The organism is Streptomyces sp. NPDC002232 (assembly GCF_042890295.1).
Classification (GTDB): domain Bacteria; phylum Actinomycetota; class Actinomycetes; order Streptomycetales; family Streptomycetaceae; genus Streptomyces.
The window spans coordinates 350,791-370,062 of the sequence record NZ_JBIARV010000001.1; the positions used below are offsets into that span (position 1 = coordinate 350,791).

Annotated in this window: 19 protein-coding genes and 1 pseudogene; 13 read left to right on the plus strand and 7 right to left on the minus strand. The window is 72.8% G+C overall.

Going from position 1 to position 19,272, the window contains the following annotated elements:
- The 6 genes and pseudogenes from ACFYXU_RS01495 to ACFYXU_RS01520 all read left to right on the plus strand — a co-directional run.
- Positions 1-1,222, plus strand: a pseudogene (locus tag ACFYXU_RS01495) (hypothetical protein); the annotation flags it as partial.
- Positions 1,223-1,336: 114 nt separating this feature from the next.
- Positions 1,337-2,272: a cellulose-binding protein gene (locus ACFYXU_RS01500; RefSeq protein ID WP_361402355.1), complete on the plus strand. Its 936-nt coding sequence runs from the start codon at positions 1,337-1,339 to the stop codon at positions 2,270-2,272.
- Positions 2,273-2,367: 95 nt separating this feature from the next.
- Positions 2,368-3,408, plus strand: a complete 1,041-nt coding sequence (locus tag ACFYXU_RS01505) for an ABC transporter ATP-binding protein (RefSeq protein WP_376513865.1) — start codon at positions 2,368-2,370, stop codon at positions 3,406-3,408.
- A 3-nt stretch (positions 3,409-3,411) separates the two neighbouring features.
- Positions 3,412-4,191 carry an ABC transporter permease gene (locus ACFYXU_RS01510; protein ID WP_376513863.1) on the plus strand — a complete coding sequence of 260 codons (780 nt, stop codon included), beginning with the start codon at positions 3,412-3,414 and terminating at the stop codon, positions 4,189-4,191.
- 239 nt (positions 4,192-4,430) lie between these two features.
- Positions 4,431-5,618, plus strand: a complete 1,188-nt coding sequence (locus tag ACFYXU_RS01515) for an ABC transporter ATP-binding protein (RefSeq protein ID WP_361402364.1) — start codon at positions 4,431-4,433, stop codon at positions 5,616-5,618.
- Positions 5,615-6,454 carry an ABC transporter permease gene (locus tag ACFYXU_RS01520; RefSeq protein ID WP_376513859.1) on the plus strand — a complete coding sequence of 280 codons (840 nt, stop codon included), beginning with the start codon at positions 5,615-5,617 and terminating at the stop codon, positions 6,452-6,454. Before ACFYXU_RS01515 ends, ACFYXU_RS01520 begins: the two co-directional genes overlap by 4 nt.
- Before the next feature lie 11 nt (positions 6,455-6,465).
- Here ACFYXU_RS01520 and ACFYXU_RS01525 read toward each other — a convergent pair whose 3' ends face one another.
- Positions 6,466-6,792: an ATP/GTP-binding protein gene (locus tag ACFYXU_RS01525; protein WP_329851501.1), complete on the minus strand. Its 327-nt coding sequence runs from the start codon at positions 6,790-6,792 to the stop codon at positions 6,466-6,468.
- A gap of 199 nt (positions 6,793-6,991) precedes the next feature.
- Between ACFYXU_RS01525 and ACFYXU_RS01530 the strand changes: the two genes are divergently transcribed.
- Complete coding sequence (locus ACFYXU_RS01530; protein ID WP_389408060.1) at positions 6,992-8,026, plus strand: LLM class flavin-dependent oxidoreductase; 1,035 nt, start codon at positions 6,992-6,994, stop codon at positions 8,024-8,026.
- Positions 8,027-8,135: 109 nt separating this feature from the next.
- Here ACFYXU_RS01530 and ACFYXU_RS01535 read toward each other — a convergent pair whose 3' ends face one another.
- On the minus strand, positions 8,136-8,528 hold the full coding sequence (locus tag ACFYXU_RS01535; RefSeq protein ID WP_015036224.1) for an SCO5389 family protein: 393 nt from the start codon (positions 8,526-8,528) through the stop codon (positions 8,136-8,138).
- Between the two features lie 249 nt (positions 8,529-8,777).
- Between ACFYXU_RS01535 and nucS the strand changes: the two genes are divergently transcribed.
- On the plus strand, positions 8,778-9,449 hold the full coding sequence (nucS, locus tag ACFYXU_RS01540) for an endonuclease NucS (protein WP_329851505.1): 672 nt from the start codon (positions 8,778-8,780) through the stop codon (positions 9,447-9,449).
- 79 nt (positions 9,450-9,528) lie between these two features.
- On the opposite strand, the gene ACFYXU_RS01545 is transcribed toward nucS, so the two are convergent.
- The 4 genes from ACFYXU_RS01545 to ACFYXU_RS01560 form a co-directional block, all read right to left on the minus strand.
- Positions 9,529-12,123 carry an ATP-binding protein gene (locus ACFYXU_RS01545; RefSeq protein WP_376513855.1) on the minus strand — a complete coding sequence of 865 codons (2,595 nt, stop codon included), beginning with the start codon at positions 12,121-12,123 and terminating at the stop codon, positions 9,529-9,531.
- A gap of 315 nt (positions 12,124-12,438) precedes the next feature.
- On the minus strand, positions 12,439-12,762 hold the full coding sequence (locus ACFYXU_RS01550; protein WP_030210572.1) for an STAS domain-containing protein: 324 nt from the start codon (positions 12,760-12,762) through the stop codon (positions 12,439-12,441).
- Positions 12,763-12,889: 127 nt separating this feature from the next.
- Positions 12,890-13,738 (minus strand): 3-hydroxyacyl-CoA dehydrogenase family protein, encoded by an 849-nt coding sequence (locus ACFYXU_RS01555; protein ID WP_329851510.1) that lies wholly within the window; start codon positions 13,736-13,738, stop codon positions 12,890-12,892.
- Between the two features lie 129 nt (positions 13,739-13,867).
- The gene (locus ACFYXU_RS01560) at positions 13,868-14,506 is read right to left on the minus strand and encodes a TetR/AcrR family transcriptional regulator (RefSeq protein WP_329851512.1); all 639 of its coding nucleotides are present in this window, start codon (positions 14,504-14,506) and stop codon (positions 13,868-13,870) included.
- Between the two features lie 98 nt (positions 14,507-14,604).
- On the opposite strand from ACFYXU_RS01560, the gene ACFYXU_RS01565 reads away from it, so the two are divergent.
- Genes ACFYXU_RS01565 through ACFYXU_RS01575 form a run of 3 tightly spaced genes read left to right on the plus strand, consistent with a single transcriptional unit; the run spans position 14,605 to position 16,724 of the window.
- Complete coding sequence (locus ACFYXU_RS01565) at positions 14,605-15,378, plus strand: ABC transporter ATP-binding protein (protein ID WP_389456185.1); 774 nt, start codon at positions 14,605-14,607, stop codon at positions 15,376-15,378.
- 10 nt (positions 15,379-15,388) lie between these two features.
- The gene (locus ACFYXU_RS01570; protein ID WP_389456187.1) at positions 15,389-16,138 is read left to right on the plus strand and encodes an ABC transporter permease; all 750 of its coding nucleotides are present in this window, start codon (positions 15,389-15,391) and stop codon (positions 16,136-16,138) included.
- Positions 16,139-16,151: 13 nt separating this feature from the next.
- On the plus strand, positions 16,152-16,724 hold the full coding sequence (locus tag ACFYXU_RS01575) for a cob(I)yrinic acid a,c-diamide adenosyltransferase (protein ID WP_376513851.1): 573 nt from the start codon (positions 16,152-16,154) through the stop codon (positions 16,722-16,724).
- Here the strand turns inward: ACFYXU_RS01575 and ACFYXU_RS01580 are convergent.
- A complete protein-coding gene (locus ACFYXU_RS01580; protein WP_389456189.1) occupies positions 16,641-17,264 on the minus strand; it encodes a hypothetical protein in 624 nt (207 codons plus the stop codon). The two genes, ACFYXU_RS01575 and ACFYXU_RS01580, sit on opposite strands and share 84 nt — an antisense overlap.
- 161 nt (positions 17,265-17,425) lie before the next feature.
- Between ACFYXU_RS01580 and ACFYXU_RS01585 the strand changes: the two genes are divergently transcribed.
- Both ACFYXU_RS01585 and ACFYXU_RS01590 read left to right on the plus strand, forming a co-directional pair.
- A complete protein-coding gene (locus ACFYXU_RS01585; protein WP_376513847.1) occupies positions 17,426-18,610 on the plus strand; it encodes a sensor histidine kinase in 1,185 nt (394 codons plus the stop codon).
- A complete protein-coding gene (locus ACFYXU_RS01590; protein ID WP_389408055.1) occupies positions 18,607-19,245 on the plus strand; it encodes a response regulator in 639 nt (212 codons plus the stop codon). The genes ACFYXU_RS01585 and ACFYXU_RS01590 overlap by 4 nt, the downstream gene beginning before the upstream one ends.
- The last annotated feature ends 27 nt before the right edge of the window (positions 19,246-19,272 follow it).

Here is a 19,272-nt window from a genome sequence, read left to right on the forward strand (position 1 = left end):
GGCCGAGCAGGTCAAGGCGGACGGCGAGGCGCACGCGCAGGCCCTGCGCAATGCCGCCCTGGCCGATGCCGACCAGATCCTGGACGAGGCCCGCAAGGCGGCCGACAAGCGCCGTACCGACGCCGCCGAGCAGGCCGACGCCCTCGTCGGCGAGGCCACCGCCGAGGCGGAGCGGATCGTGAACGAGGCGGCCGAGCTGGCCGATTCGGTCGGCGCGGACGCCCGTGCCGAGGCGGGGCGGACCGTCGGCGCGGCCTCGGAGGAGGCCGAGCGGCTGCGTGCCGAGGGCGCCGAGGCGGTCGCCGACGCCCTGCGGGACGCCGAGCGGATCCGTAACGAGTCGGAGCGGGTCAAGGCCGACGCCGCGGCCGCGGGCGAGCAGATGCGCGCGGAGGCCCGCGAGGAGGCCGACCGGACGCTGGACGAGGCCCGGGAGGCCGGGGCGCGGAAGCGTTCCGACGCGGCCGAGCAGGCCGACCAGCTCGTGGCGAAGGCCCAGGAGGAGGCGCTGCGCGCCACCACGGAGGCCGAGTCGCAGGCGGACACCATGGTCGGCGCGGCCCGCAAGGAGGCCGAGCGGATCGTCGCGGAGGCGACCGTCGAGGGCAACTCGCTGGTGGAGAAGGCGCGTACGGACGCGAACGAGCTCCTGGTGGGGGCGCGCAGCGACGCGACGGCCATAAGGGAGCGGGCCGAGGAGCTGCGGGGCCGGATCGAGGGCGAGATCGAGGAGCTGCACGAGCGGGCGCGGCGCGAGACGGCCGAGCAGATGAAGACGGCCGGCGAGCGCGTGGACAAGCTGGTGAAGGCCGCGACCGAGCAGCGCGCCGAGGCGGAGGAAAAGGCGAAGGAGCTGGTATCCGACGCGAGTTCGGAGGCGAGCAAGGTCCGGATCGCCGCCGTCCGCAAGGCGGACGGACTCCTGAAGGAGGCCGGGCAGAAGAAGGCCTCGCTGATCGCGGAGGCCGAGGCCATCAAGGCCGAGGCCGAGCGGATCCGCTCGGAGGCCGCCGCCGAGGCCGAGGAGACGGTCGCCGAAGGACAGCGCGAGCTGGAGACGCTGACGCGGCGTCGCAAGGACATCAATGCGGAGATCTCCCGTGTCCAGGACGTCCTGGAGGCGTTGGAGTCTTTCGAGACGCCGTCCGCCGGAAAGGACGGGGTCAAGGCGGGTGCGTCGGCGGGATCCACCCGGACGAGTGGCAAGTCCCAGGATGGCTAGCCACTCAAAAGGCTGGACATTCTCCAGAGCAAACGGGCATACGCTCGATGACACGCCGCTATGGCCCCTAGGATTCCCTCTAACACCTCACCGGTCTCATTCGACAGGAACCCCATGAGCGACACTTCCTCCCCCTTCGGCTTCGAGCTCGTGCGGCGCGGTTACGACCGCGGTCAGGTGGACGACCGCATTACCAAGCTCGTGGCCGACCGTGACAGCGCCTTGTCCCGCATCACCTCCCTGGAGAAGCGGATCGAGGAGCTCCACCTCGAGACGCAGAACGCCCAGGCGCAGGTCTCCGACGCCGAGCCGTCGTACGCGGGGCTCGGCGCCCGGGTCGAGAAGATCCTCCGGCTCGCCGAGGAGGAGGCCAAGGACCTGCGTGAGGAGGCCCGTCGCGCCGCCGAGCAGCACCGCGAGCTGGCCGAGTCGGCCGCCCAGCAGGTGCGCAACGACGCGGAGTCGTTCGCGGCCGAGCGGAAGGCGAAGGCCGAGGACGAGGGTGTCCGCATCGTCGAGAAGGCGCAGGGCGAGGCCAACTCGCTGCGCGCCGAGGCGCAGAAGGACGCGCAGTCGAAGCGCGAGGAGGCGGACGCCCTCTTCGAGGAGACCCGCGCCAAGGCCGCCCAGGCCGCCGCGGACTTCGAGACGAACCTGGCCAAGCGCCGGGAGCAGTCGGAGCGCGACCTGGCCTCGCGTCAGGCCAAGGCCGAGAAGCGCCTCGCGGAGATCGAGCACCGCGCCGAGCAGCTCCGCCTGGAGGCCGAGAAGCTGCGCACGGACGCCGAGCGCCGGGCCCGTCAGACGGTCGAGACCGCGCAGCGCCAGGCCGAGGACATCGTGGCCGACGCGAACGCCAAGGCCGACCGGATCCGTTCGGAATCGGAGCGCGAGCTCGCGGCGCTGACGAACCGCCGCGACTCGATCAACGCGCAGCTGACCAACGTCCGCGAGATGCTGGCGACGCTGACCGGTGCCGCGGTGGCCGCGGCCGGCTCCCCGATCGACGACGAGCGCACGGCCGGCGTCCCGGCGCAGCAGTCGCGATGACCCGCGTGGCCGTCGCGTAACGAACCGGCGGCATCTGCCAGAACCCTCCGTCATTCCGGTGGCGGAGGGTTTTGCGCGCCCGTAGGTTGGTTCGCATGATCGAGCTTGAGGGCCTGACCAAGCGCTACGGGGCGAAGACCGCGGTCGACCACCTCTCCTTCCAGGTGCGTCCTGGCGTGGTCACCGGCTTCCTCGGGCCGAACGGGGCGGGCAAGTCGACGACGATGCGGATGATGCTCGACCTGGACAACCCGACGAGCGGGACGGTCCGGATCGACGGCAAGCACTACCGGGAGCTGGCGGAGCCCCTGAAGTACATCGGGGCACTGCTCGACGCCAAGGCGATGCACGGCGGCCGCTCCGCCTACAACAACCTGCTGTGTCTGGCCCAGTCCAACCGGATCCCGGCGAGCCGGGTCGGCGAGGTGCTCGACCTGGTGGGCCTGACGGCGGTGGCGACGAAGAAGTCGAAGGGATTCTCCCTCGGCATGGGCCAGCGGCTCGGGATCGCGTCGGCGCTCCTCGGGGATCCCGAGATCCTGATGTTCGACGAGCCCGTCAATGGTCTGGACCCCGAGGGAATTCACTGGATCCGCAATCTGATGAAGGCGTTGGCGGCCGAGGGCCGGACGATCTTCGTTTCCAGTCATCTGATGAGTGAAATGGCCCTGACAGCCGATCACCTGATCGTGATCGGGCAGGGCAGGCTGCTGGCCGACACGTCGATGGCGGATTTCATCCAGCAGAATTCCCGGAGTTATGTGCGGATGCGCTCCCCGCAGCAGGAAAGGCTGCGGGACGTGCTGCACGCCAACGGATTCATCGCGGTCGAGGCGGGCAACGGCACCCTGGAGGTGGACGGCGCGACGACCGAGAAGCTGGGCGAGCTGGCGGCGGAGAACGGGCTCGTGCTGCACGAGCTGAGCGCGCAGCGCGCCTCCCTCGAAGAAGCGTTCATGCAGATGACGGCCGGTGCGGTGGAGTACCACGCGCACGGGACCGACGTCCGCGGCGGCGTCCCGGACCCCGGCCCCCGCTGGGGCGCGGTCGCGGGAGCGGACCCGGATCCGGACCACGGCTCCGCCCCGCACCCCGCCCACGACTCCACCCACGACTCGTCCTCCGAGGGAGCCTGAACGATGGCAGCGGCAACCGCGGTCCTGCAGTCCGAGTGGACCAAGATCCGGACGGTGTCCTCGACCGTCTGGACGCTGGCGAGCGCCCTTCTCGTCACCGTGGCGATGAGCGCGGCGCTGTGCGCCCTGTTCAAGGGGACCTTCGACGATCTCAGCGAGACGGAGCGGGCCACCTTCGACCCCACGTTCGCGAGCTTCTCCGGGATGGTGCTCGGCCAGCTGGCGATGGTGGTCTTCGGTGTGCTGGTGGTCGGCACCGAGTACTCCTCGGGCATGATCCGCACCTCGCTCGCCGCGGTCCCGCAGCGGGCGTCCTTCCTCTTCTCGAAGATCACCGTGGCGGGCGGGCTCGCCCTGGTCGTCGGTCTGGTGACCAGCTTCCTGTCGTTCTTCCTGGGGCAGGCGCTGCTCGGCGAGCACCGCACCACCCTCGGCGCGGACAACGTGCTGCGGGCGGTGGTCGGCGGCGGCCTCTACATGGGCCTGATCGCGATCTTCTCCATGGGCGTGGCGACGATGCTCCGCTCCTCGATGCTGTCGCTGGGCATCCTGGTGCCGTTCTTCTTCCTCATCTCGCAGATCCTGTCGGCGGTCCCGAAGGCCAAGGAGGTCGCCCTGTACTTCCCCGACCAGGCGGGCTCCAAGATCATGCAGGTGGTCCCGGACGCGATGGGCTCGGACCCGGCTCCGTACGGCCCCTGGGGCGGGCTCGGGATCATGCTGCTCTGGGTCGCGGCGGCGCTGCTCGGCGGCTATCTGGTGCTGAAGCGCCGGGACGCCTAGTCCGCTGTCCGCAGGACGTCCGGCCCCTCGTCCACAGGACGTCCGGCCCCCCGCCGCAGGACGCTCGGCCCCACCGCCCAGGGGCCGCCCGGCCTCCCCGCGTTCACAGGAGCATCACGGTTCCGCTTGGGCGGAACCGTCAACGGCTGGATAAGCTCCTAGCTCATACGGGGGGCTCCGGCCTACGGCCGCCAACGCCCCGACATGGATGCGACCGACCTGTCGATGGGGCTGGAGTAATGATCGAGGCAGTCGGCCTGACGAAGCGCTACGGCGCCAAGACGGCCGTGTACAACCTTTCCTTCCAGGTGAGGCCCGGTGTCGTCACCGGCTTCCTGGGGCCCAACGGGTCCGGCAAGTCGACGACGATGCGCATGATCCTCGGGCTCGACCGGCCCTCCGCGGGCCACGTCACGATCGGCGGCCACCCCTTCCGGCAGCTGCCGAACGCGCCCCGGCAGGTCGGCGCGCTGCTCGACGCCAAGGCCGTGCACGGCGGCCGCAGCGCCCGCAGCCACCTGCTGTCGCTGGCGCAGCTGGCCGGCATCCCGGCGCAGCGCGTCGACGAGGTGCTCGGGGTCGTCGGACTCCAGGACGTCGCCAAGCGGCGCTCGAAGGGCTTCTCGCTCGGCATGGGGCAGCGCCTCGGCATCGCGGCGGCCCTGCTGGGCGACCCGCAGGTGCTGCTCTTCGACGAGCCGGTCAACGGTCTGGACCCCGAGGGCATCCTCTGGGTCCGCAACCTGATGAAGAAGCTGGCCGCCGAGGGCCGCACGGTCTTCGTCTCCAGTCACCTCATGAGCGAGATGGCGCTGACGGCCGACCACCTGATCGTGATCGGCCGCGGGCAGCTCCTCGCGGACATGAGCGTCAAGGACTTCATCTCGGCGAACTCGGCCGACTTCGCCCGGGTGCGGACCCCGGGGACCGAGCCGGCCCAGCGGGAGAAGCTGACGTCGGTGCTCGCGGAGGCCGGCGGGCAGGTGCTGTCCGAGCCGGACGGCGCACTGCGCGTCACGGGCCTGCCGCTGCCGCGGATCAGCGACCTGGCGCACGGCGCGGACGTGCGGCTCTGGGAGCTGTCCCCGCACCAGGCCTCGCTGGAGGAGGCGTACATGCGGCTGACGCAGGGCGCCGTGGACTACCGCTCCACCGACGACCGCCTGGCCCACCTCCAGCCGCCCGCCCACCCGGGGCAGCCGGGGTACGGGATGCCGCCGCAGCCGCCGGTCCAGGAGGTGCCGCAGCAGGGCTGGTACGCCCCGCCGCCGCCCGGACAGAACCCGTACGGCGCGCCGCCGCAGGCCGCCCCGCACGGTGCGCCGCCGCAGGCCCCCCACGCGCCCGCGCCGGGTCCGTACGCCCCTCCGGCCGCTTCGCAGCCGGGCCTCCCGCAGCCGAGCGACACCCCGAAGGACGCCCGATGACCGCCCCCGCCCACCCGCCGCACGCCCCGGCGCCGCACTCCTACGTCTCCCCCATCCCGGTCCGCGCCGCGCACCTCGGTGACGCGCTCGCCTCCGAGTGGACGAAGATCCGCTCGGTGCGTTCGACGGTGTGGACGCTCGGGGTCATGATCCTGCTGATGCTCGCCATCGGTCTGGGCGTCGCCGCCATCGCGTCGTCGTCCGAGGCCCCGATGGGCGACGAGTCCGCGCTCGCCTTCGGCTTCTTCGGCATGCTGCCGGCGTCGATCTGCGTGATCACGCTCGGCGTCCTGACGATCGCCTCCGAGTACGGCACGGGCATGATCCGTACGACCCTGACGGCCTGCCCCAGCCGGGCCCGGGTGCTCCTGGCGAAGGCGATCGTCTTCTTCCTGCTGGTCTTCACGGTCACCACCGTGGTCGCGACGCTCGTGGCGCTGGCGCAGGTCGCCCTGGTGGACACCGCGGCGGAGCCGACGGGCTCCGAGTGGCTGCGGGCGACGGTCGGCGCGGGCGCCTACCTGGCCGTGCTCGGGCTCATGTCGCTCGGCGTGGGGACGCTGATCCGGCACTCGGCCGGCGCGATCACGGTGATGATCGGTCTGCTGCTGCTCCCGCTGGTGGCCGCGCTGTTCATGTTCTCCGAGGCGCTGAAGTCGGTGCAGGAGTTCCTGTTCACCTACGCCATCCCCTCGCAGATGATCGCGCTGTACAGCGAGCGGCCGCCGTTCGGCGACTCGGGCCCGGCGGGCTGGGAGCCGCTGCTGATCATGGCCGCGGTCGCGGCCGCGGCGCTGGGCGGCGCCTTCGCCCTGCTGAACAGCCGGGACGTCTGAGGCTCCGGGGCTCAGTACCTCGGCGCGTTGCGGGACCGCTGCACCCTGCTGGTGCGGCGGTCCTTCGCGTTCCAGCAGGCCTTGTGCCAGTGGCGGCGGTCGTCGACCCCGCCCCACTCCGGCCAGGCGACCACGTGCGGGGCGCCGGACGGGATCTCCTGGTCGCAGCCCGGGCAGCGGTAGCGCTTGCCCGGCGCGCTGGCCCCGGCGACGAGCCGGACGTACCACTCCTCGCCCTGCCAGCTCTCGGTGCGCTGCGCACCGCCGTACCGGTCGCCGTGGTCGCCCTGCTGCGCGGGCTTGTCGCCGCCTTTGGAGCGGTTGTGACGCGGAGACACGGGCACACCTCACGGGGGGTCTGGGGACACGGACCGTTCCCTCCAGCCTACGGGCCGCCACCCGGTGCCCCGGGCCCCGTCCGGGACGGCTTAGCCGAAAATCGCAAGAACTTCATGAACGGCCGTTGCCTTTGGCACGTGTCAGACGTTGGTGCCAGTGCGAGGGGAGATACGCGTCGGCCGCGAGGAGGCAGAAGCGATGCGCGTGGGTACGTTCGTTCTGGCAGCCCAGTTCCCGGGCCAGGGGCAGGGCGAGGCACTGCACCGGGCGGTGCGGACCGCCGAGGTGGCCGAGGAGGCGGGACTCGACTCGGTCTGGCTCGCCGAGCACCACTTCGTGCCGTACGGGGTCTGCCCCTCGGCCGTGACGCTGGCCGCGCTGCTGCTCGGCCGCACCCGGCGGCTCCGGGTCGGCACGGCGGTGAGCGTGCTGCCGACCGTCCACCCGGTCGCCCTCGGGGAGCAGGCGGCGCTGCTGCACCTCACCTCGGGCGGCAGGTTCACCCTCGGGGTGGGCCGGGGCGGGCCGTGGGTCGACCTGGAGGTGTTCGGCGCGGGCCTTGAGGCGTACGAGAACGGGTTCCCCGACTCCCTCGACCTGCTGCTGCGCTGGCTGACCGAGCCGCGCGTGGGCGCCGACGGCGAACGGTTCGCGTTCCGCGAGGTGCCCGTGGTGCCCCGGCCCGACGAGCTCATCGGCGGGGAGTCCGCCCCCGAGGTGGTGGTGGCCTGCACCTCGCCGAAGAGCGTGCGGCTTGCGGCCGAGCGGGGGCTCCCGATGCTGCTCGGGATGCACTGCGGCGACGAGGAGAAGGCGGAGATGGTCGCGGCCTGGTCGCGGGCCGCGCGGGAGGCCGGGCGGGACCCGGACGAGATCGCGCGGATCGGCGCGGGCCATGTCTCGGCCGGTGTGGCCCAGCTCGCCGACCGGGCGGCCGACGCGGCGGAGGCACTGGTGAAGGCGATGCCGGGCTGGCTGAGGCAGGGGCTCGACGCCCATGTGACGGTGGACGGCCGGCAGCGGGCGATGCGGGACCCCGTCGCGTACACGGAGCTGCTGTGCGGGCTGCACCCGGTGGGCACGCCCCGGAGCGCGGCGGACCGGCTCGCGGAGACCGCCGAGCGGACCGGCATCACGCGCTTCGCCCTGCTCGCGGAGGGCTCGGGCGACCTCGCGGCGACCGAGGAGAACGTCCGGCGGCTGGGCGCGGACGTCCTGCCGCTGCTGGTGTGAGCGCGGTCCGGTCCCGGACCGCGCTGCCGCTCCGGCACCTGTCGGCGGCGATGCGGGTCGGCTCGCATCGAGCGCCTTCTCCCGCGGTGCGGAGCGGCAGCACCGTGGCTCAGCAGTCGCGCAGTTCCGGCGACTGGTTCAGCAGCTGGCCCCGTACGGACGTGAAGCGGGCGAGCCGCTCGTCCACCGACGGGTCCAGCGGGAAGACCGCCACACGGTGGCAGTTCTGGAAGGCGAGACGCACCCCGAAGTGCCGCTGCAGCGCGCCGCGAATGGCGTCGCTGGCGAGCGCGCGCAGCAGCTGACCACGTGCCTGCTCATTCGGCGGCGGCGTCTGGTTGTCGGCGAACTCTCCGCCGTCGACCTTCAGCTGGGCCACCAGAGAACTGATCATCTCCCATGCGTAGGGCAGGGAGGTCCGGACGCAGTCGACGAAGTCGGCTTCGTCGACCTCGCCTCGCTCGGCCTGTTCCAACAGCGCCGGTGAGACGTCGAGCGACATGGGTTCTCCTCTCGCGACCCCGCGGACGGGGTCTTGCGGGCAGGGACGAGGGCCGTCCGTACGCCACGCTGCGTGCACGGACGACGACCTCCAGCTTCCACGGTAAGCGCGCAGTCCGGGCGGCACCAGAAGAATGGGCACACAACCGGCTGATAACCGACGGGTGTTCGGCTCACGAGGGACCCCACCCGGCGCGCGGCCGATGCCCGAATCGCGCGGAAGAGCGCCCGTCTTGTAGCGTTGCCGACCATGCGTCTCGTCATCGCCCGTTGCTCCGTGGACTACGCGGGCCGGCTCACGGCCCACCTGCCCTCCGCGCCCCGTCTGATCCTCGTCAAGGCAGACGGCAGCGTCTCCATCCACGCGGACGACCGGGCGTACAAACCGCTCAACTGGATGTCCCCGCCGTGCACCCTGAAGGAGGGTGCCGAGGACGAGGCCGGCGTCTGGACCGTGATCAACAAAGCGGGCGAGAAACTGATCATCACGATGGAGGAGATCCTCCACGACTCCTCGCACGAACTGGGCGTGGACCCGGGCCTCATCAAGGACGGCGTCGAGGCGCACCTCCAGGAGCTCCTCGCCGACCGGATCGAGACCCTCGGCGAGGGCTACACGCTGATCCGTCGCGAGTACCCGACGGCCATCGGCCCGGTGGACATCCTGTGCCGGGACTCCGACGGCGCGACGGTCGCCGTGGAGATCAAGCGGCGCGGCGAGATCGACGGCGTCGAGCAGCTGACCCGCTACCTGGAGCTGCTCAACCGCGACCCGCACCTGGCTCCGGTGCGGGGCGTCTTCGCGGCCCAGGAGATCAAGCCGCAGGCCCGGGTGCTCGCCACCGACCGGGGCATCGGCTGTGTGGTCCTGGACTACAACGCGATGCGGGGCATCGAGGACGACAAGCTGCGGCTGTTCTAGCCGCGGGCTTCGGTACGGGTACGGGGACGGCCCCGGGTGCGGTGGACGCGCCCGGGGCCTTCGCCGTGTCCGTACGGGGTCAGGCGGGCGGCTCCGAGCCGGCGGGGGTGCCGGAGGAGGCGCCGAGGGTGGTGGTCGCGCCGCCGTCCGAAGGGGGCGTCGTGGTCGGCGGTTCCGTGGTGGGCGTCGCGGGGGTGGTCGGCGGCGGGCTGCTGCTCGTCGTCGGGGGCTTCGGCGTCGTCGAGCTCGGCTTCGGCGACGAGGGTGCGGTCGTCGGCGGCCGGGTCGTCGTGGGCCGTGTGGGCGGTGGCGTGGTCTCCGTCGGCGGCCCGGTCGTCTCCGACGGGGTGTCCGAGGGCGACGGCGAGCCCGAGGTCGACGGGTCCGTCGAGGTCGACGGCGAGGCGCTGCCGGAGCCGGAGCCGGAGGGGCTCGGGGAGTCCGAGCGGGTCGCCTTCCCCGTCTCGCCCGGGTCGGCCTCGCCCTCGGCGGGCGGCTCCTCGCCGTCGAGGCCGTCGCCGGTGCCGCTCTCGTCCGCGGTGCTGTCGGAGGTGACGCGGTCGGTGGCGGGGGTCTCGCCGTTGCCGGAGGTGGCGCCGAGGGTCACGACCGTGCCGAGGACGGCGACGAGGAGGGCTCCCGCGCCGACGGCGACGAGGTTGCGGCGGGCGCCGCCCAGGATCCCGCCCTTGAGGCCGGTGCGGCGGGGGTCCTTCTCGGCGGTGCCGGGGCGGGCGACGAGGGTGGGTCCCGCGTCGGCGAAGCCGGGGAACGCGGGCACCGGGGCGCTCGCCGCGGGCCGGACCGGTCCGCCCGGCAGCGGGGCGGTGACGGGCTCGGGTCTCGGGAGCGCCGGACGGGCGGCCGGGCCGCGCAGGGCGGGAGTGCCGAGCGGCGGGGAGGCGGGCCCCTCGGCGCGGGCCGCGGCGGCGTGGGCTCCGGAGAGGTCGGCGACGAGGGCGAGCGCCCGGCGTCCGGCGACGGTGCCGCGCTTGTCGGCGAGCACCCCGCGCATCCCGATGGAGGCCTCCAGCTCGGCGCGGGCGCGCTCCAGGTTCCCGGCGCAGATCGCGAGGACGCCGAGCTCGTGGTGGAAGTAGGCCTCCTCGGCGACCTCGCCGGTCAGCCGGGCGGCCTCCTGTCCGGCGCGCAGGGCGCGCTCCCAGGCGCCCCAGTGGAGTCCGGCGGCGAGGGCGGGCGCGGCGGCGCGGGCGAGGAGGACGGCGGTGGCCCGGTGCTCGGCGGCGGTGTCGCCGGTGCCGGGGATCAGCGCGGTGAGGGCGGCGAGGAGGGCGTCGGCCTCGGCCGCGGCCCGGTCGGGGGTGACGGAGGGGTGGGCGGTCCACCAGGCGTAGTGCTGGGCGACGGTGTGGGCGCGGTCGGCGGCCTCGTGGTCGTACCCGTGGGCGAGGAGCTGGGTGAGGACTCCGGCGGCGAGCCGGTAGCGGGGGCCGACCGGGGAGAGCAGTCCGCAGGCCATGAGCTCGCCGAGGGCCGCGTCGGCGTGGGTGTCGCCGACGAGGGCCGGCAGGTGGGCCTGGTGCGGGACCTCGCCGCCGAGGGCGACGGCGAAGCGCAGCGCGGTCTGGGCGGAGCGGCTGAGGCGGGAGGCGAGGAGGGCGGCGGGGGCGGCGCCCTCGCCGAGGCTGGGGAGCGGTATCTCGCGGAGCTCGACGTCGGGGTCCTCGACGCCGTCGAAGGCGGCGGCCGCCGCGGCCGCCGCGACGGCGGGGTCGGTCGGGCCGAAGGCCTCTTCGAGGGCGCCGAAGGCGTCGAACTCGGCGGGGGTGACGCGCAGCCGGTCGCGCTGGCGCAGAAGGGCGCCGGCCTGGACGAAGCGGAGCGGGAGCCCTTCGGACTCGAACCACAGGTCGCCGGCCCAGTTGGTCTCGTCCTCGGTGAGGGGGCGGCCGACGGCGAGCGCCAGGAGTTCCAGCGCGGCACCGCGGCCGAGGCCGGCGAGGAGGACCTCCTCGACGGGGGCGTCGGCGGAGGGGGCGGGCGTCTCGGGGCCGGCGGCGAGGAGGAAGGCGCACTCGGGGGCGGCGGCGAGGAGTTCGTCGAGGGAGGCGCCGCCGAATTCGAGGTCGTCGACGACGACGACGGCGCCGATGTCGCGGAGCCGGTCGAGGAGGCCGGTGCGGTCGGGGCGCTGGTCGGGGGCGTACCGGACGGCGGTGAACAGCTCGTGGAGCAGTTCGGTGGGGGTGCGGTGGTGCCCGGAGAGGCGGACGACGCCGTCGGGCGCGAGGTCGGCGCAGTCGGCGGCGACGGCGTCGAGGAGGGCGGTGCGGCCGGAGCCGGGGGAGCCGATGAGCCGGGCGCAGCGGCCTCTGGTGAGGATGCCGCCGAGTCTCTCGCGCTCCTCCTGGCGTTCGAGGAGGGGCAGGGCGGGCGCGGCGGGGCCCGACGGGACGGGCGGAGCGGTGGCGCGGGCGGCCTCGGCGCGCTCCTCGGGGGTGCGCGGGCGGGGGGCGGGCGGTTCCTGGCCGGGCGGGCAGGGTTCGATCTCGCTGCCGTCGACGGGGTTGACGGTGAGGAGCAGTTCGCCGGAGACGAGCTTGACGACGCGGGCGCGCGCGGGTGTCTGCGCGGGCACGCCGCGGCCCTGGCGGGCCTCCTCGCCCTCGGTGTCGTGACCGTACTCCTCCGACCCAGGGTTGATCGGGTCCATGGTGCAAGCCCCCAAGAAGCGGTGTCCGGTGCCCGCCGGTGGTTCCGTCCCCGGGCGGGCGGTCCGTCAAGGTGCGGGCGACCGAACCCTAGACCGTGGTCAGACGCTCGGGAACAGGCGGGGTGCTCCCGAGACCAAGACGTCACGGTCTTGTGAGGATTGGGCGTGACGCCGGGTCCGCACAGCTGCTTCACACGTGGCGGGGGTGCCGGGGCCGCACAGCTGCTTCACACGCGGCGGAGGTGCCGGGGCTGCACAGCCGCTCCATACGTGGGGGGGCCGGGGCGCCCCGGCGGGTCACACGCCCCCGGCCGGTCACACGCGGGGCAGGGACTCCAGGGCGAGGCCGCCCTCGATGGCGAGGATGCGGTGCAGCCGGGTGGCGACGAGGAGGCGCTGCATCTGGGGCGGCACCCCGCGCAGGACGAGGCGCCGGCCGCAGCGGCCGGCCCTGCGGTGGGCGCCCATGATGACGCCGAGTCCGGTGGCGTCCCAGGAGTCGAGTCCGGTCAGGTCGAGCACCAGGTCGCCGACTCCGTCGTCGACGGCCGAGTGCAGGACCGTACGGGCGTCCGCCGCGCTGCGGACGTCGAGGCGGCCCCCGACGACCAGCTCGACATGGTCGCCCCTGATGTGCATATGCGCTCCCCGAGAGTGCTCCGTCTTCGCAACAACTGACTGCCGCACCGGCAGATACGTTGCGCCTTGTCAGCGAACCGATACCGAAATTCACCCCACGGAGTGAGGGCGGGGTGGCGGGTGCGGCTCAGTACTTGTAGAAGCCCTGCCCGCTCTTGCGGCCGATGTCACCCGCGTCCACCATCCGGCGCATCAGCTCCGGCGGCGCGAACTTCTCGTCCTGGGACTCGGCGTAGATGTTGTTGGCCGCGTTCACCAGGATGTCGATGCCGGTGAGGTCGGCGGTGGCGAGCGGGCCCATGGCGTGGCCGAAGCCCAGCTTGCAGGCGATGTCGATGTCCTCGGCGGTGGCGACGCCCGACTCGTGGAGCTTGGCGGCCTCGACGACGAGGGCCGAGATGAGGCGGGTGGTGACGAAGCCGGCGACGTCGCGGTTGACGACGATGCAGGTCTTGCCGACGGACTCGGCGAACGCGCGGGCGGTGGCGAGGGTCTCGTCGCTCGTCTTGTAGCCCCGGACGAGTTCGACGAGCTGCATCATCGGGACCGGCGAGAAGAAGTGGACGCCGACGACGGCCTCGGGGCGCGCGGTCACCGCGGCGATCTTGGTGATCGGGATGGCGCTGGTGTTGGAGGCGAGGACGGCGCCGTCCTTGGCGATCTTGTCGAGCGAGCGGAAGATCTCGTGCTTGACGTCGAGGTTCTCGAAGACGGCCTCGACGACGACGTCCGCGTCGGCGACGGCGTCCAGCTCGGTGGTGGCGGTGATCCGCCCGAGGGCGGCCTCGGCGTCCTCGGCGGCGAGCTTGCCCTTGGCGACGAACCGCTCGTACGACGCCTTGATGCCGTCGGTGCCCCGGGTCAGCGCGGCGTCGGTGACGTCACGCAGGACGACGTCCCAGCCCGCCTGTGCCGAGACCTGCGCGATGCCGGATCCCATGAGTCCGGCCCCGATGACGGCGAGCTTCCTGGCCACGATCTTCCACCCCTCAACACCTGTTCACTTCTGGCTCTCCGGCGGAGATTAGCGGTCACGGGGCGCCATGTGACCGCGAAGTAATGCGCGTCACGCCCTCTTTGACGGACGTCACACTCACGACACCCGTCAGCTCTCGCGGACCGCGTACGTCAGGACCCTCTCGCCGAGCAGCTCTTCGATCTCGTCGAGCAGGACGAGGGCCTCGCGGGAGACGGTGGTCGCCTTGCGCCCGGCGGTCATCTCACCCGTGATGTAGCCGACGACGGCCGCCTCGATCCAGGCGAGCTGACCTCCGACGAGGAGCGGCAGCGGGTCGTCGTCGGCCGCTCCGGTCTCCTCGCGCAGGGTGGCCACGACGGCCTCCTGGACCTGCTCGCGGAGGTGGAAGAGGCGTGCCTTCAGGGTGGGCGCGTGCTCGATGACGTTCATGAAGGCGTCGAAGCCGTCCATGAGTCCGTACGCCGGGGAGACGGCCCCGATGTCCTGGCGCAGCTCCCGCAGGACGGCGTGGGCGGCGGACTCGCCGCGGTCGCGGCCCCGGATCATCCGGGCGAGCCGCTGGGTGACGCCGTCGAGCCGGTCGAGGAAGAGGTCCTCCTTGGCGGGGAAGTAGTTGTACACGGTGTTGACGGAGACGTCCGCCGCCTCGGCGACGTCCGCGACGGTGACGCTCACGAACCCGCGCTCCAGGAAGAGCCCGGTCGCGATGTCCGAGATCCGCTGCTTCGTCTCGCGCTTCTTGCGTTCCCTGAGTCCCTCGGCCATGGCGCCATCGTAGGCAATCGTAGGTTCGCTGAAACTTCGGCGCCACTGAAAATTTAGTGGCATTGCAAAATTGGGGTGACTCTGTTTTTGTGGTCGCCATGTCCCTCATCAGCACGGCCGGGCTCGCCCGGACCTTCTCGACCAGGAACGGCCCCGTGGAGGCCGTACGGGGAATCGACCTCACCGTCGGGCCCGGCGAGATCCTCGGGCTCCTCGGACCCAACGGCGCCGGCAAGACCACCACCCTCCGGATGCTCACGACGCTCCTCCCGCCCACCGGCGGCGCCGCCACCGTCGCCGGCCACGACCTGCTGCGGGATCCCGCAGCCGTCCGCCGCCGCATCGGGTACGTCGCCCAGTCCGGCGGCCTCGACCCCCAGGAGACCGTCCGCTCCGAGCTCGTCACCCAGGGCAGGCTCTACGGCCTGGACCGCGCGACGGCGCGGGCCCGCGCCGGGGAGCTCGCGGCCGACCTCGGCCTCACCGAGCTGCTCGACCGGAGGACCACGGCGCTCTCCGGCGGCCAGCGCCGCCGGCTCGACCTCGCGATGGGGCTCACCCACCGGCCGGAGGTTCTCTTCCTCGACGAGCCGACGACCGGCCTCGACCCCGGCAGCCGCGCCGACCTGTGGGCCCTGGTGCGGCGCCTGCGCGACGAGCACGGCACCACCGTCGTGCTCACCACCCACTACCTCGACGAGGCCGACGCGCTCGCCGAACGGCTCGTGATCGTGGACGACGGCACGGTCGTCGCCGAGGACACCCCCGCCGGCCTCAAGGCCGCGCACGGCGCGACCACCCTCCAGGAGGCCTTCCTCGCCGTCACCGGCCGCGACCCCGCCCCCGCCGACCCCACCCCCGTCGCCGTCTAGGAGACCCGTGATGCTGCTCCGCGACACCGCGCTCGTCTTCGGGCGCTACGCCCGCCAGACCCTGCGCTCCCCGTTCCAGATCTTCTTCGGCGCCCTCATGCCGCTGCTCTACCTGCTCTTCTTCGGACCGCTGCTCACCGACCTGCCGCTGGGCCGCGAGGGCGACTCCTGGCAGATCCTCGTCCCCGGGCTGCTGCTCCAGCTGGGCCTCTTCGGCGCCTCGTTCGCCGGATTCTCGATCATCATGGAGAAGGGCTGGGGCGTGTACGACCGGATGCGCGTCACCCCGGTGAGCCGGCTGGCGCTGCTGCTCGGCCGGGTCCTGCGGGACGCCGCGCTCTTCGTCTTCCAGGCGGTGCTGCTGGTCCTCGCGGCGATCCCGCTGGGCCTGCGGGCCCCGGTCGCCGGAGTCCTCGCCGGCTTCGGCTTCGTCGCCCTGCTCTCCGTCGCGCTCGCCTCGCTCTCGTACGCGCTGGCATTGAAGCTGCGCACCCCGCAGGAGTTCGGCCCCGCGATCAACACGCTGGCGATGCCGTCGATGCTGCTCTCGGGTCTGATGCTGCCGATGGCGCTCGCCCCCGGGTGGCTCGACGTGGTCTCGCACCTGATGCCGTTCCGCTACCTCGTGGACGCGGTCCGGGAGGCGTACATCGGCCACTACACGACACCGACCATGCTGTACGGGGTGCTCGTCGCCCTCGGCCTCGCGGCGCTCTCCGTGACGGTCGGCACACGCGCGTTCCGGAGCGCCGGTACGTAACTAGGCTGGACCCATGGTCAATCTGACGCGCATCTACACCCGTACCGGCGACAAGGGCACCACGGCGCTCGGTGACATGAGCCGGACCGCCAAGACGGATCTGCGGATCTCGGCCTACGCCGACGCCAACGAGGCCAACGCCGCCCTCGGCACGGCGATCGCCCTCGGGCAGCTCGACGCGGAGCTCGTGCAGGTCCTCACCCGCATCCAGAACGACCTCTTCGACGTGGGCGCGGACCTGTGCACGCCGGTGGTGGAGAACCCCGAGTACCCGCCGCTGCGCGTCGAGCAGTCCTACGTCGACAAGCTGGAGGCCGACTGCGACCGCTTCCTGGAGCGGCTCGACAAGCTGCGCTCCTTCATCCTGCCGGGCGGCACGCCCGGGGCGGCCCTGCTGCACCAGGCGTGCACGGTGGTCCGGCGGGCGGAGCGCTCCACCTGGGCGGCCCTGGAAGTGCACGGCGAGACGATGAACGCCCTGACCGCCACGTACCTCAACCGCCTATCGGACCTGCTCTTCATCCTCGCGCGGACGGCGAACAAGGAGGTCGGGGACGTGCTCTGGGTCCCGGGCGGGGACCGCTGAACCGGCGGCCGGATCCTTCTTCCGCCAGACCAGGTAGCTGAGCGCGATCAGACCGTGGATGCCGGCGGCCCGCCACGCGGCGTACATCCAGCTCCTCAGGCTGTCGGTGTTCCCGGCGTCGCCGACGTACCACTGGGCCAGGAGCAACAGGGCGCTCGCCACGGCGGCGCCGGTCAGCGTGCCCAGCCAGAGCGCGCCCTCGTGGCGGGCGCGCGCCATGCCGTACTTCGGGGGCTTCGGGGGCGGCGGGGCGCCGCCGAGGCGGTGGGCGGCATGGCCGTCGAGCCACTTCACCGTGCGGTGGCCGTGTCCGACGGTGTAGCCGATGTACAGCGCGGCGAGGCCGTGCTCCCAGCTGGGAGCGGCGCCGTTCCTGAGGTCGATCGCGGTCATGACGAGGAGCACGACCTCCAGGAGCGGTTCGCAGAGCAGCAGCGCCATACCCGTCCGGGGCATCTTCAGGAGGTAGCGGGTGGCGAGACCGGCGGCGAGCAGGACCCAGAAGCCGACCTCGCAGAGCACGATCAGCGTGACGATCACGGCGGTTCTCCCTTCCTTCCCCCTCAGCGTCCCGTGGGAGCGGGCCCGGTTCGTCGTCGCCGGTGACGAAACGCGTCTACATCCTTCGACGGAGTCCGGCGGGCCGGCGGATCGGCCCGGACGAGGAGGTCCGGGCGCCCGGGGGCGTGTTGGATGAGTGCGTGACGCTCCCCCGCCCGCACCCCCACGACCTGCTCCTGGCCGTCGCCGGATTCGCCATCGGTCTGCTCCTGTGGTCCTTCGGGCTCTACACGACCGGGGACCGCGTCTTCGACCAGCGGTGGGCCGCGCTCGTCCCGCTGGCCGTGATGGCCGCCATGGAGGCCGTGCGCCGCACCATGCCGAGGACGGCCCTGGCCGTGGGCACGCTCGCGATCGTGGCGGACCAGTTCACCAACGGGAACCTCGTGACCGTCCTCATGTTCACGGACGTCGTCTACGCGGCCGTGGTGTACGGGCCGCCCGCCTCGGCCCGGCGCGTCCCCTACAGCACCGGGCTCGTCACCGTCGCCGTCACGGTCGGGTTCCTCGTCTGGTGGCAGAACGCCATCGCGCTGCTCGTCGGCGTGATCACCGGCATGGTCTCCTTCCTGCCGGCCCTGACCGGCGCGGTCGTCCGCAACCACCGCGAGGCGGCGGACGCGGCCCGGCTGCGGGCCGGACAGACCGCCCTGCTCGCGGAGATGGACCGGGCGCAGGCCGTGGTGGCCGAGCGCGCCCGGATGGCCCGGGAGCTGCACGACATGGTGGCGAACCACCTGTCGGCGATCGCGATCCACTCCACGGCCGCGCTCTCCCTCGACGAACCGGCCACCACCCGGCAGGCCCTGACGGTGATCCGGGAGAACAGCGTGGCGGGACTCACCGAGATGCGCCGGCTCATCGGGCTGCTCCGGGACAGCGGCGGCGACGCGGAACCGGGAGCGGTGCCGAGCCTGGACGCGCTGGACGGGCTGATCGCCCGGGCCCGCGCGAACGGCGCGCCCGGCGGACTGGACTTCGTCCTGGAGGACACCCGGCCCGCCGACGCGGACGCCCTGCCGGCGCCGGTGGAACTGGCCGCGTACCGGATCGTGCAGGAGTCGCTGACCAACGCGGTCAAGCACGCCTCCCCCGGCACGGTCACCGTGCGGGTCGGGCGCGGCGACGGGGTCCTGACCGTGGCCGTCGACTCGCCGTGCGGGAAGCGGCCGGGGCCGTCGGCGCCCGGCTCCGGTGCGGGTCTGGTGGGGATGCGCGAGCGGGCGGAGCTGCTCGGCGGGGAGTTCCGGGCGGCGGCGGAGGCGGCGGTCTGGCAGGTGCGGGCGGTGCTGCCCGCGGACGAGAAGGCGGGGAACGACGCATGACGATCCGGGTGCTGGTGGCCGAGGACCAGTCGGCGGTACGGGCGGGGCTCGTGCTGATCCTGGGCAGCGCGCCGGACATCGAGGTGGTCGGCGAGGCCGGGGACGGCGAGCGGGCGGTGGAACTGGCGCGCGCGCTGCGCCCGGACCTGGTCCTGATGGATGTGCAGATGCCCCGGATGGACGGGGTGACGGCGACCCGCCTGGTCGTGGCGGAGGGCCTCGCGGACGTGCTCGTCCTGACGACGTTCGATCTGGACGAGTACGTCTTCGGGGCGCTGCGCGCCGGGGCCTCGGGATTCCTGCTGAAGGACACGGAGGCGAAGGACCTGCTCACGGCGGTGCGGACGGTGGGGCGCGGGGAGGGTCTGATCGCCCCGGCGGTGACCCGGCGGCTGATCGCGGAGTTCGCCGCGCCGCGCCGTCCGGTGGCGGACGCCTCCGTACTGGACGTGCTGACGCCCCGGGAGCGGGAGGTGCTGTCGGCGCTCGGTCTGGGCCTGTCGAACGCGGAGATCGCGGTGCGGCTGGACATGGCGGAGGCGACGGTGAAGACCCACGTCAGCAAGGTGCTGGGGAAGCTGGAGCTGCGGAGCAGGGTCCAAGCGGCCGTACTGGCACAGGAGTTGGGGGTTTAGAAGAACTTTGCCGACGATGGTCTGGAC